General features: G+C 39.6%; 8 protein-coding genes. 6 read left to right on the plus strand and 2 right to left on the minus strand.

Annotated features, from left to right (window positions below; all coding sequences use genetic code 11):
• From L634_RS30290 to L634_RS0100030, 5 genes are all read left to right on the plus strand, one after another.
• Positions 1 to 229, plus strand: a 229-nt coding sequence (locus tag L634_RS30290; RefSeq protein ID WP_034261582.1) for an ATP-binding protein, incomplete at its 5' end; no start/stop codon positions are given.
• Positions 186 to 2,060: a helicase C-terminal domain-containing protein gene (locus L634_RS30295; protein ID WP_198029657.1), complete on the plus strand. Its 1,875-nt coding sequence runs from the start codon at positions 186 to 188 to the stop codon at positions 2,058 to 2,060. The genes L634_RS30290 and L634_RS30295, both read left to right, overlap by 44 nt.
• Positions 2,061 to 2,649: 589 nt before the next feature.
• Entirely contained in the window at positions 2,650 to 4,563 is a 1,914-nt protein-coding gene (locus tag L634_RS0100020) for a PTS mannitol transporter subunit IICBA (RefSeq protein ID WP_026580668.1), read from the plus strand.
• A gap of 324 nt (positions 4,564 to 4,887) precedes the next feature.
• Positions 4,888 to 6,987: a BglG family transcription antiterminator gene (locus tag L634_RS0100025; protein ID WP_026580669.1), complete on the plus strand. Its 2,100-nt coding sequence runs from the start codon at positions 4,888 to 4,890 to the stop codon at positions 6,985 to 6,987.
• Positions 6,988 to 6,999: 12 nt separating this feature from the next.
• Entirely contained in the window at positions 7,000 to 8,148 is a 1,149-nt protein-coding gene (locus tag L634_RS0100030) for a mannitol-1-phosphate 5-dehydrogenase (protein ID WP_026580670.1), read from the plus strand.
• Positions 8,149 to 8,267: 119 nt separating this feature from the next.
• Here the strand turns inward: L634_RS0100030 and L634_RS0100035 are convergent, their stop codons facing one another.
• A complete protein-coding gene (locus tag L634_RS0100035) occupies positions 8,268 to 9,101 on the minus strand; it encodes a TetR/AcrR family transcriptional regulator (RefSeq protein ID WP_026580671.1) in 834 nt (277 codons plus the stop codon).
• A 93-nt stretch (positions 9,102 to 9,194) separates the two neighbouring features.
• Here L634_RS0100035 and L634_RS0100040 point away from each other — a divergent pair, with 93 nt between their 5' ends.
• Complete coding sequence (locus tag L634_RS0100040; RefSeq protein ID WP_026580672.1) at positions 9,195 to 12,278, plus strand: efflux RND transporter permease subunit; 3,084 nt, start codon at positions 9,195 to 9,197, stop codon at positions 12,276 to 12,278.
• A gap of 45 nt (positions 12,279 to 12,323) precedes the next feature.
• On the opposite strand, the gene L634_RS0100045 is transcribed toward L634_RS0100040, so the two are convergent.
• Positions 12,324 to 13,553: an MFS transporter gene (locus L634_RS0100045; RefSeq protein ID WP_026580673.1), complete on the minus strand. Its 1,230-nt coding sequence runs from the start codon at positions 13,551 to 13,553 to the stop codon at positions 12,324 to 12,326.
• Positions 13,554 to 13,825: the final 272 nt, after the last annotated feature.

Raw genomic sequence — 13,825 nt, forward strand, 5'->3', positions numbered from 1 at the left:
TATCCCTTTACATAAACAAGGTGGAGAGCTATTATTCCAGGTCATTTCAATGTGTTATGAGGCCAAAAGCATCATCATTACGACCAACCTGCAGTTCGGTCAATGGAACCATGTTTTTGGTGATCCAATCTTGACAGAGGCAGTCATTGATCGGCTGATCCACCACTCTCACCTGGTGGTATTCAATGGAGACAGTCATCGCTATAAAGAGTCATTATTACAAAACTAGCAATAATGTTGGCAAGTGGTTACATTTTAAACTGCCGTTTCATGCATTTTTTGCTTGCCAAATACATTTAATAAGAGATTATTTAGATCAATACTTTGCCTTAGTTTCTGCATCATATATAGAATTGGTACCAAAATGTTTACCAATTCAAAAGATACCTAGTTATTTTAAAGCCAAACGAAGAATCTTTATGTCCGCTACACTTAATGATGATTCCTCCCTTATAAAAGATTTTCATATAAGTAAAGAGTCTGTTCTTAATCCTCTACAATCAGATACATTTAGTGATGTAGGAGAAAAGATGATACTGGCTCCATACAATGTTGATAGGGATTTGAAGTCTTATGTAATTGCTGGGGCTTTATCAAATATTAAAGGCTACAATATAGTGGCGTTAGTCTCATCAAACAATAAAGCGGAATTGTGGAAAAAGAATAACTTTGTTCAGCCCGATCCAAATAATATTATTCCAACCATAGAACGATTAAAATCAACGGTAGGGAACCATATTGTTTTTTCAAATCGTTATGATGGCATTGATTTACCTGATAATGCCTGTCGTATTCTAATTGTTGATGGCTTACCTTCTGCAACATCGCTTTTTGAACAGTATAGTATGTATGCAAGGCCTGCTTCTAAAATTATGAGAATTAATCAAGCTCAAAAAATTGAACAAGGCTTAGGTAGAGCGGTTCGTTCTGTTAATGATTATGCTGTCGTCTTATTATTAGGCTCAGATTTAGTCTCACTAGTTTCAACAAAGGAATTTCAAGACCTAATGTCATCTCAGACAGTAACGCAAATAAAATTAGGGACTCAAATAGTTGATTTGTTAAAAGCAGGAGACGGAACTCCATTAAGGTTAATTGGCTCTGCAATGCAACAAGTATTAAATCGCGATGAAATTTGGATTAAGTTACACAAATCAAGGATTACAAAAACAACTCGTCAAACCATCAATAGTGAATTGATTGAATATGCAGAGATTGAAAGGATGGCATTTGACTTAGCAATTTCAGGTCAATACTTACAGGCCGCTGAAATGGTAAGGAATGTAGTTAACAGAATAAAGAACTTAGATGATGATGACGAGGGATGGTATTTACAACTAGCTGCAACATATATGTATAAAGCGGATCGAGGCAAGTCGATGGAGTTACAGTTAACCGCACACAAAAAAAATTCTTATTTACTACGCCCACCAGAAGGAACAAGCTATATTAAGCTTACAAAAAAGCAAACAATTCAAGCAATACGAGTAAAAGATTTTATCGAAAAATTTAGTGAACCTAATGCAATGGTATTGCACATAAATACTATTCTAGAGAGTTTGTCCTTTTCTCCGGAATCATCGGCACAATTTGAAAAGGCATTTTGTGATATAGGCATTTGCCTTGGTTTTGAGGCACAACAACCCGAAAAGGAATTTGGTGTCGGTTCGGATGTGTTATGGAATATCTACGAAGACGAATTTTTAGTAATTGAAGCTAAAAATGAAGTGAAAATTACAAGAGATGAGATTTATAAATCGGAAACTGAACAGATTTCAAATAGTATGAACTGGTTTGGAACAGAGTATCCTGATAAGTTGGGAATGCCGGTTTTAATACATCCATCTAATAAATTGCATAGGGAAGCGTTTGCGCCAGATAATACAGTTGTTTTAAATGAACATAATCTAAGGGTCATGGTTAATAATATACGTGGTTTCTTTGCAAAGCTTGCTGAGAGAAAAACATCAGATTGGGGTCCAAATGAAATTAGTGCAGAGTTAAGGAATTATAAATTGGATCGGTCCAATATTAAGAATTATTTTATAGATGTTAGTTAACTTTTCTATTATGATATCTATCAGAAACACAGTTCTCTAATGAGGACTGTTAGAGTATAGGACAAAACGGAACCCTTTATCGCTTTGGTTCCAACTTTTTTAGTACTATATTTTGGATCGTTTTTTAATTATTGTTTGTTTGGTTCCAACTTTATTTTATTTTTGAAAAATCCCATAGCTCTGAAATACGCAATTTGTAAGGGACTCCGGTTCCAACTTTATTTCACCTATACAACAAAACTTAAAAAAGAAAACTGTTCCTTAGGAGCAGTTTTCTTTTTTAGCATTTATTAATACTAAAACAGAACTATTAAATTGTTAGCTTAGCAATCTAATTATCCAAGTAAAAAAATCTGACATTCTCGTGCAAGAAAAGGTGAGGCGGAAATCCCCTTTATAAACAGCTGTTTTTAACAGAGTTAAGAGCATAAAAAGTGTTCAAGATAACTAAAAGAATAAACGCCATCCAATTGAGAAACAATAAATTTGTCATTGATGCTGCGACAAAATTAGTTATCAACTTTGTTGAGCTTGAAGGTATTGTACTTTAGGATAATTAAGTACTATATATCTGAAAGGGATGAGTTAAATGGCTCAATCTAATATAAAAGTAGCTGTTCAGAAGTTCGGTAATTTCCTCAGTTCTATGGTCATGCCGAATATTTCTGCTTTCATTGCATGGGGGTTAATTACAGCTTTATTCATACCAACTGGCTTCTTTCCAAATGAAAGCCTTGCCAAAATGGTAGACCCAATGGTGACCTACTTGCTTCCGCTATTAATCGGGTATACAGGGGGCAAGCTGGTGCATGAGCAGCGGGGGGCTGTTGTTGGTGCCATTGCGACGATGGGGGTCATTGCTGGCGCAGATATCCCTATGTTCCTTGGTGCCATGATTATTGGTCCGCTCGGCGGATGGGTAATCAAGAAATTTGATCAGATGATTGAAGGGAAAGTCCGGGCAGGATTTGAAATGCTCGTTAATAATTTCTCAGCTGGAATTCTTGGGGCAATCATCGCCATCCTTGCATTCTTGGGTGTTGGCCCTGTCATTGACACCTTTACCGGGTGGCTTGTAGGAGGTGTTGATTGGCTTGTTGGAACTGGCCTGCTGCCTTTGACAAGCATTCTGATCGAACCTGCAAAAGTGTTGTTCTTAAATAATGCTATCAACCATGGTGTTCTTTCGCCTATTGGTGTTGAACAGGTAAAAGAAACCGGACAATCCATTCTGTTTCTTCTCGAAGCAAACCCTGGTCCTGGTATCGGTGTCCTGCTTGCTTATATGTTCTTCGGCAAGGGAAATGCAAAGAAATCTGCCCCGGGTGCTGGAATTATCCACTTTTTCGGCGGTATTCATGAGATTTACTTCCCGTATATTCTTATGCGCCCGATGCTGATTTTGGCGGTTATCCTTGGCGGAATGAGCGGTGTTTTCACATTGGTTCTGTTAGGCGGAGGATTATTTGCTCCATCATCACCTGGAAGCATTATTGCGATTACTGCAGTAACGCCACACCATGCAAGTGCATATTTGGCTAACTTTGCTGGTGTCCTTGTAGCTGGTGCTGTATCCTTCATCGTTTCTTCCTTTATTTTAAAAACAGGGAAGCAAGGTGAAGAGGATATTGAAGCAGCTGCACAAAAAATGCAGGAATTGAAAGGCAAGAAAAGCTCTGTGTCAAATGTATTTGCTGGAGATCAGGGAGCTATGCCTGACAATGTTCAAAAAATCTATTTTGCCTGTGATGCTGGAATGGGCTCAAGTGCTATGGGAGCATCCCTTCTCCGCAAAAAGGTGAAGGAAGCAGGAATGGATATTGCTGTCACGAATACAGCGATCAGCAATCTTCCAGCGGATGCCCAGATTATTATTACACAGGAAGAATTGACTCCGAGAGCTCGTAATAAAGTGCCAAACGCTTACCATATTTCTGTCGATAACTTCCTTTCAAGTCCGGAGTACGATAAGTTAATCAGTGAATTGCAGTTCCCGGCGAATTCCGAGCTTCATGAAATCGTAGAAGATGCTGAAGACAATGTTCCTGATAATCAGGACGAGGAAATGGCGCATGAAGATGATCTGCTTCGTCCGGAAAATGTATTTTTGAATAAACAGTTTGCTAATAAGGAAGAAGCCATTCGATTTACCGGAAGAGCTCTGGTAAACGCGGGTTATGTTGATGAAAGCTATATCGAAGCGATGATTGAACGTGATAATATTACGTCAACTTATATGGGGAATGACGTTGCAATCCCGCATGGAACGGAAGAAGCAAAAAAAGCTGTCATCAAATCAGGTTTTACAGTGGTTCAGGTGCCTGATGGCGTTGATTTTGATGGCCAGAAGGTACGTTTGATTTTCGGTATTGCGGGGAAAGATGGAACCCATCTTGAAATATTATCAGGAATTGCCGTAACATGCTCGGATATGGAAAATATCGAAAAGATGGCTGAAGCTGAAACAGCACAGACTATTATCGATATCATTGGCAAGAAATAAATTAGTTTCGCTTTTTTTGTAAAGTTTGCTGCTTTTTAAAGGGTTAACTAAGCCTAACCCACTGAGTTGATTGTAGCAGAGGGCACTTGACTCCAGCGGGAAGAGAGGGAATCGGGAGACCCCGCAGGCGATGCCCTGGAGGCTCTCATTCCTCCCCGCGGAAAGCAGGTACCCGAAGCGGAAATCAACGGAGAAAATTTATAAGTAAATTACAATAATTTATCATAAAGAGCCATTAGTTTTAATTAGTGAATAGAAAAGCGTATTTCTGCGCTTTTCTATTCAGTGTTTTCTCTTCACTTCACTCAGGAATGAGATGATTTCATGTATATTACATCGAGGGAAAAAGCAATTATCGAACTAATTATTAAAACATCAGGAAAACACACAGCTTTATCAATTGCTTCCACTCTAAATGTAAGTGCCAGGACGATTCAAAGAGATTTAAAGGAAGTGGAAAAAATTATCAGGGAGTTTGACCTGAAGCTGATGCGCAATACAGATCTGGGTCTTGTGATTGAGGGAAAGAATGAGCAAGTATTCCGGCTAATCCAGCATTTGATAAGTATAGCCCCTATTGATCAGCCTCCGCAGGAACGGAAACTGCGCCTTCTCTTAGCCATACTGGAGGAGGAATTATATAAAACGCAGGTTTTGGCAGGCCATCTGGGGATCAGCACTGCAACACTTGCAGCTTACTTGGATGAACTGGCTGAATGGCTGGGAAATTTTCAATTGAAGCTTACAAGAAAAAGAGGGGTCGGAGTAGCGCTTGAGGGCACAGAAGCAAACAAAAGAAGAGCGCTGGTGCACTATTTCCTTCAATATTTTAATGAAGATTTAATTGAAAAGCTGTTTTTGCTTGAAAAAGGGGTTCTTCCTGAGGAAAGAATCCTGCATTATTTTGTTCCAAAGTATCTGCTGGAAGTCAGCTCCTTGGCCAATGCAGCCTTTCATCATGCACATGCCCGTTTTGCGGATAGCGGACATTTGGAAATCATCCTACATATCTCTATCACTTTGCAGAGGATAGAGTCTCAATATTTGATCAGTAAGGATGTAAGCCTTCCAGAGAAAGAAATAGCTGTTGAGTATGACGTGATGAGGCAGATAACAAGTGAGCTGGAACATAAATTTGGAATAGCCTTTTCAGAAAAAGACATTCTTTATTTGGCGCTGAATCTCAAAGGCACAAAGCTCCAGGGAGCTGAGTCAGTTCCTTATGATAGTATTGTGCTCGCCCAGAGGATAAAAAACGTGATCAAATCAGTTTCTGATCAGCTCCATGTGGATTTTACAAGAGATTTTTCCTTATTCCAGGGGCTTCTTGCCCATATGGAACCAGCCTTATTCCGTATGAAACAGAAATTGGATTCATTTAATCCCCTTAAGGAGGAAATCATGCGGAAGTATCCCATCCTTTTCATGGCTGTGAAAAATAGTGTTGAAGAGCAATTTAAAGAAATTGATCATTTTCCCGATGATGAAATAGCCTTTATGGTTCTGCATTTCGGATCTGCTTTGGTGATGCAAGAAGAGAATTTGCTGATTAAGGCTCTTGTGATATGCCCAACCGGAATTGGAACGTCCAAGATGCTGGTAAGCAGAATAAAAAAAGAAATAACAGAGATCGATGAAATTGATATCAAGTCGATAAAGGAAATAACAGAGGATGCAGATCTGAAATCATATGATATTATTCTTTCCACTGTCCGTCTTCCCATTATAAATGCTGAGTATATTTTGGTGAACCCGCTCTTAAGTGAAGAAAACATCATTACTATAAAAAACTTTTTACAGAATAACATAGAAAACCTTACAAAAGATAAACAATATCAAAAGATGGCACACCTGGATTTGACTATACCTGACAATAAGAAAAATATGGCCTTAACCGATATGCTTCAGGAGGTAAAAGATATTCAGCAGAGTATCGAGGCTATTATCCTTAACTTTCGTTTTTATCAAATGGATAAGCGAACCAGTCAGGAACAGATTCTGAAGAACATGGTAATGAAGGCTGCAGAGGAACATCTGCTGGAAAATCCAGCAGCGGTCTTGGAATCTTTGAGAGAACGGGAGAAGAAGGGCGGTCTCGGGATTCCTGAAACCAATATTGCCCTCTTCCATGCAAGGAGTGAGCATGTCCGGGAACTTATTTTCCAAATTGCCCATCTGCCGGATCCGTGTCTTGTAAAAGGGATGGATGGGAGCGGGGTAGTAATGAAGAACCTTCTGCTCATGCTGGCACCGGCAGAATTAAGCAAAAGGGAGCAGGAGATATTGAGCTTAATCAGCACCAATATCATTGAAACCGATGAGGCTATTCTGGTTTTTTCCTCAGCAAATGAGGAATTGATTAGCAAAAAGCTAGAAACTATATTTGTAGAGTATCTTCAATCTAATTTTAAAATAAATCAATAAAGGAATGATTGGATGAGACAAGCAGTGCATTTTGGAGCAGGCAACATTGGCAGAGGATTTATCGGTGCCCTTTTTTCCCAGTCAGGCTACAATGTTGTTTTTGTAGACATTGCTGATCAGATTATTAATCAATTAAATGAGGAAAAGCAGTATAAGGTTAAGCTTGCTACAGATGAGCAGGAGACCATGATAATTGAAAACGTTTCAGGATTAAATAATCTGAAACAAGAAAAAGAAGTAGTTGAAGCAATCAAGGATGCAGCATTTTTGACAACTGCGATTGGACCTGATATTCTTCCAAGGATTGCGCCGTTAATTGCTAAAGGATTGGCCGCAAGAGTAGATGAAGGCGGCAACGGCGAAAAACTTTATGTCATTGCCTGCGAAAACCAAATATCAGCTACAGATCTGTTAAAAGGGTATATCCTGGAACACCTTGATGAAAAGGTAAAAGACAAGGTTCAGCAGCAGGTCTCTTTCTTAAATTCAGCTGTTGACCGGATTGTTCCGATTCAAAACAATCATGGGTCACTCGATGTTCTCGTTGAGCCGTATCACGAATGGGTTGTGGAAACAACGGAAGAGATTCCGCCTATTGAAGGAATGAAAATGGTTCCTGAACTTGCTCCCTTTATTGAAAGAAAACTGTTTACCGTGAATACAGGACATGCAGTTATTGCTTACCTAGGCTATCTTGAGAATAAAGAAACGATTGACCAAACACTTGCAGATGAAGAAATTTACAAGCAAGTCCGGGGGACTTTGGGTGAGACCGGGGCCTACTTAATCAATCGTTATGATTTGGATCCGGAAGATCACCAGAAATATATTGATAAAATAATCGGCCGTTTCCAAAATGCCCACTTAAATGATGGTGTAACAAGAGTCGGGCGTTCACCATTAAGGAAGCTTGGCCCAGATGACAGGCTGGTGCGCCCGGCAGTACAAGCGCAAAAAGCAGGCCTCTCCTACACTAATCTTGCAAAGGCAATTGCAGCAGCCTTAATGTTTGATTATGAGGGAGATGAAGAAGCAGTAAAACTGCAGGGGATGATTAAAGAAAATGGAGTGCCATATGTACTTCAAGAAGTTTGTGGTCTTGCTGAATCAAGCGAACTGGCAAAGGAAATTATAAGCCAGTATGAATCATTAAATAAGTAACCCCGCCTTAGAAAAATAAAAATAAAAATAAACTCAGGCTGTCGAGTAATCTCGGCAGCCATTTTATTTTTATCTCTATTAACTTTGCCTCTTGATGCATATACGGAAATCAAACAGAGTTAAAAATGATCATAATTTCGAAGCAAATAGGCTATCCATTTACAATCTGGATGGTTTTGGATATTCGCAATCAATCCTTTTACGATCGCAAGGCTCAAGCTCGGTTCCAGGATATGCTGCTTGAGCAGGAGCAGGGATTCTTTTTCAATCGGTTCTTCTATTTCCTCTATTTTTTGGTCCATAAATTCAATAATTTGTTCTGCAGTTATTTCTTTGTTCATCGGTTCCTTAAACATCTCATATAGCTCTTCAGTGATGAACGGGATGGTAGATTGTTTTGCCAGCAAATTTGTTTTTTCCGCAAGTGATCTGCTCAGCAGATTCAAATCCAGAGGTATATTGAAAAATAAAAATAAATGAGAATAGATTTGCATGAAGCCTTTAATGCAATAAATTAAATCGTATTTTGTTTGTTTGGCACTCTCTCCATATAACTTCTCTATCATCGAAAGGGTAATTTCATCAATTAATTTGTCATAGTGACGGACTTTTAGTATTAGTTCCTCATTAAAGGTGTGTGCTTGTTCCTTAATAAAGATCTTGGCAAAGTCGGAATGCTTTTGAAAGGAGTTAAATGCAGTATGAAAAAAGCTGTTTAAAAGTTCTTCTTTTCGATTGGAATTATTGACTACATGGTCAATATCTGTAACAAATTTCATCATAAAATGATCTATTAATGCCATAATCAACTCATCTTTTGACTTGAAAGATAAGTAAAAAGCACCTTTGGATATACCGGCACGCTCAGTGATCTGCTGAACAGAGGTAGCTTCAAATCCTTGTTCGGCAAAGAGTTCTAAAGCGCTTTCCATAATTATTTCTTTTTTGCCCATTTAATCTGCCGCTCCTTTTTTGTTGACAAATGACCAACTGGTCATTAGTATAAGTAATTGAGTTTGATAAGTCAATTAGGGGTAGGTGTACAAGTGAAAGCTTTAGTCAATTTTGTCCTCCAGAATAAACTTGCAGTTTGGCTGCTTACAATCATTATTACGGTATCTGGCATCTATTCAGGTACACGAATGAATATGGAAACCATTCCGGATGTGTCCATTCCTTACTTAATGGTAATGGACGTATATCCAGGTGCGACACCAGAGAAAGTGATGGAAGAAGTGTCCATCCCTATAGAAAAAGCCGTAGAAGGCCTTGAAGATGTTAAATCAGTCTATTCAAATTCATATTCTAACATGTCAAATATCCAAGTGGAATATGAATACGGCATAGATATGGATGAGGCAAAACGTGCCCTGCAATCTGCGCTGGATACGGTTGCGCTCCCGGAAGGGGCACAGGAACCTAATATAACGGCCATCAGCATGAACATGATGCCGGTTGCTGCCTTAAGCATAAGCAGCACGACAGAAGATATTGTTGAATTAACTTCTACAGTTGAGGATGTCATCCTTCCAAAAATCGAGAAAATCGATGGTGTTGCATCGGCCACAATCACTGGCCAGCACATAGAAGAAGTACAGCTCACATATAACGATGAAAAAATGGCTCAACTTGGCTTAACGGAAGAAAAAGTAAAGGAAATGATTCAAGCAAGCAATCTGGCTGTATCATTAGGGCTTTACGAATTTGAAGAAGGTGAGCAGGCCGTAGCAGTAGACGGGAAGTTCATGACTGAGGATGAGTTAAAGAATATGCTCATTCCGGTAACGCCATCCGCACAAAACCAATCTCCATTTGTAAAGTTAAGTGATATTGCAGAGGTTGAAACTGTCGGCAAAGTACAATCGGTTTCACGTACTAATGGTAATGATGCGATTGCCATTCAAATTGTGAAAGGACAGCAAGCTAACACGGTTGAAGTGGTCAACAGTGTTAAAGAATTAATCAAAGAAGAAGAAGCTAAGATTGATGGCCTCGTTATTGATGTTTCACTTGACCAGGGTGAGCCAATAGAAGAGTCTGTTTCAACTATGATTGAAAAAGCGGTGTTTGGCGGGTTAATTGCCGTATTAATTATACTGCTGTTCTTGCGGGATTTTAAATCTACGATTATATCAATTATTTCAATTCCAGTTTCAATTTTCATGGCTTTGATGCTGCTTCACTGGATGGATATTACCTTGAATATCATGACACTTGGGGCAATTACCGTTGCCATCGGCCGTGTAATTGATGACTCCATTGTTGTAGTCGAAAATATTTATCGCCGCCTGCATCTAAAAGAAGAAAAACTAACAGGGCGGGCACTGATACGCGAAGCAACAATTGAGATGTTCAAGCCAATTCTATCTTCAACATTAGTAACCGTTGCGGTATTTGCGCCTCTTATTTTTGTTGGAGGAATGGTTGGCGAACTGTTCATGCCATTTGCTTTGACAATGACATTTGCGCTCGGAGCATCACTCATTGTCGCGATTACTATTGTTCCTGCGTTATCTCATTTCTTATTCAAAAAGAAATTATATAGTGAAAAAACAGAAGGAACCCATAAAGAAGCTGGGAAGCTTTCTAATTGGTATAAAGGGATTCTTGAAAAGTCACTAAATCATAAAATGATTACTTCCATAATTGCCGTTGTATTACTAGCAGGCAGTTTAGCACTGACACCGTTGATCGGGTTCAGCTTTATGGGCAGTGAGGAAGAAAAAGTCATGTACTTAACGTACACACCGGAAGCTGGCGAGCTGAAGGAGGAAACATTAGAAAACGTTAAAGAAGTAGAAGAGGAAATGCTTAAACGTGAAGATATAGATATTGTTCAAATATCGGTTACGGAAGAAGCTGATCAAATGGCAGCCATGATGGGAGGAGGAGCCGGCGGTGCATTAATGTACCTCATCTTTGACCCGGAAATGGATAATTTCCCTGAAGTCCGCGAAGAAATAGAAGACTATGTGTTTAATATCGGACATTCAGGCGAATGGAAAAGCCAAAACTTCTCTTCTATGTCCGCTTCAAGCAATGAGGTCAGCTACACATTCTACAGTGAGGATTTAAATAAGCTGAATGACGCTGTCAAAATGGTAGAAGGCGCTATGAAAGAAGTTGAGGGCTTAGAGGATGTTACATCCAGTGCTGAAGATGCTTATGTTGAATATACATTTAATGTAGAGCAGGATGAGCTTTTGCAATATGGATTGACAGCCGGACAAATTGTTATGATGCTCAATCCATCAAACACACAGGATGTACTGACGACAATTGATAAAGATGGTGAAACGTTAGAGGTCATTGTCCAGCAGGAGCAGACTGAACAGCCTAAATCCATCGATGATATCCTGGCAACACCTGTACAGACAGCGCTCGGCACGACTATGCCTCTATCTGAGCTTGTCAAGGTGGAAGAGGGCACAACGCTTAATACTCTTGCCCGCAGCAAAGGAGAATACTATGCCACTGTTTCAGGAAAAGTTGTAGAAGACGATATTTCTAAAGCGACATCTGAATCAGATAAAGCTATTGATAAACTGGATTTGCCTAAAGGAGTTACAGTCGGAGTAGCCGGAGTACAGGCAGATATGAATGAGACATTTACACAGCTCGGAGCGGCCATGCTTGCAGCGATTGCGATTGTGTACTTTATTCTTGTTGTGACATTCCGCGAAGGTGTCGCACCATTTGCCATCTTGTTCTCGCTGCCGTTTGCCGTTATTGGTTCATTTGCAGGTCTATTGTTGGCAGATGAAACCATCTCTGTATCTGTCATGATGGGATTATTAATGTTAATCGGTATTGTCGTGACAAACGCTATTGTTCTAGTTGACAGAATTATTCATATGGAACGCGACGGTATGGTGATGAGGGAAGCGGTTCTGGAAGCGGGAGCTACTCGACTTCGGCCGATCCTTATGACTGCTATTGCGACGATTGGAGCTTTGATCCCGCTGGCAATTGGATCAGGCGGAGGCGGTTTAATCTCCAAGGGGCTTGCGATTACGGTAATTGGCGGTTTGGCAAGTTCCACGCTGTTAACGCTTATTATCGTACCGATCGTTTACGAAGTATTATCCAAGATGTTTAAGAAAAATCGCAGAGAAATAGAAGAAAACTAGAAACAAAAGCCCTGCAAGCTAATATTCAAGCTTACAGGGCTTCTTTTAAATGTACCTGCAGAATTCCCTTTTCTCCTTTATCAGATCCACCTTTGCAAAAAGAAGTGCATACATGATGGTAAAAACGATATAGGCAAACCCAATTATGAAGCTCAGTTGCCGTGCTGTGAAGATTTCGAGCAGAAACCCTGCAGAGCCCATTGAGATGGCCAGGGAAAGATTTGAGAGCATTTGCATAAGCCCAAAAAATGTTCCCTGCTTCGCTCTGGGTATATACTTCATCATGATTGTGTCCAGGCAAATATTCCCGAGACCCCCAGCAAAAGTGATAAATACTACAATGAAAAGGGCGAAATAAAAGTTTGGGGCAATGCTTAACAAAATATGTCCTGTTCCTTCCAAGGCTATAAAGATTATCACCAGCGTAATGAGACTGCGTTTGATCATATGAGAAAAGAACGAACTAATAATTAGGCCCAGCCCCAATGCCCCATACATAAAGCCAACACCCAATTCCCCCATTTCGAAAACTTCAAGGCCATAGATACTAACAAGAATATTGTCTATTCCATTGGCAAGCGGCATTGTCAGCATAATGATAAAGAAGGCAATGAGAGCCGAAGAGCCGAATATTAGTTTGAAAGGTGACATAGCATTTGAAGGCATCCTTTTCGTTTTTCTCTTTTTTTCTGCAGATCCTGTTGGTATGCTCAGCTTGGAAATAATCAAGGCAGACAATAAGAAAGTAAGGGCATTTATAAGAAATGAAGCCTGGTTTCCGAACAGATAAGCTAAAATGCCTCCGGTGCTTGAGCCAATAATGAGAACAGCACCTGTCATAATTTGTTCAATCGCATTGACGTATATAAGGCTATCTGGTTTTGCGAGAGCGGGAATAGAAGCCATTCTCGTCGGAGAGTAGATGGCTTCTCCCATAGCAATAAGGAATGAGCTCAAATAGACGATCCAGAGATCGCCAGGATCACGTACAAGGATCAATGACAGAACAGCAGGAATTCTCAGAAGATCAATTGCAATGAGAATGGTTCTTTTGGATAAGCGGTCAGCCAGCATTCCGCCTATTGGCGCCAGCAAAAGAAATGGAGCCATACGGACGGCAAAGAGAAGCCCGATTGCTACGCCTGACCCTGTTACCTGGTAAAGCAGCGATAGAAGCGCCACTTGTGTAAAACGGTTTCCTATGCCGTTAATAACGCCTGCCCAAAAAAGCTTTTGATTATTCTTTTCTTTTTTCCAGACACTCAAATTTGTCATTACCGCAGCCTCTCCAACCAAATGAATTAGATAAATATCTAATTTGAGAATAGAACCACATTGATTAGATAGATATCTAATTAGATTATAATCAAATAAGATGGTTTTAACAATCCCTGGATTTAACATTTTGTGTGAAGCCTTAACCTATTAAAACCGTAATTAAAAATGAAGGAGGGTACAAATATAAAACTTTTTCGTTTATAAACTGATATGTTTTAAAACCCGTCTTTGTTGGTAGTTAAATAGTATAACAGCCAGAAAGGATCATG

Source organism: Bacillus sp. J33, from assembly GCF_000518885.1.
In the GTDB taxonomy this organism is placed as follows: Bacteria; Bacillota; Bacilli; order Bacillales; family Cytobacillaceae; genus Cytobacillus.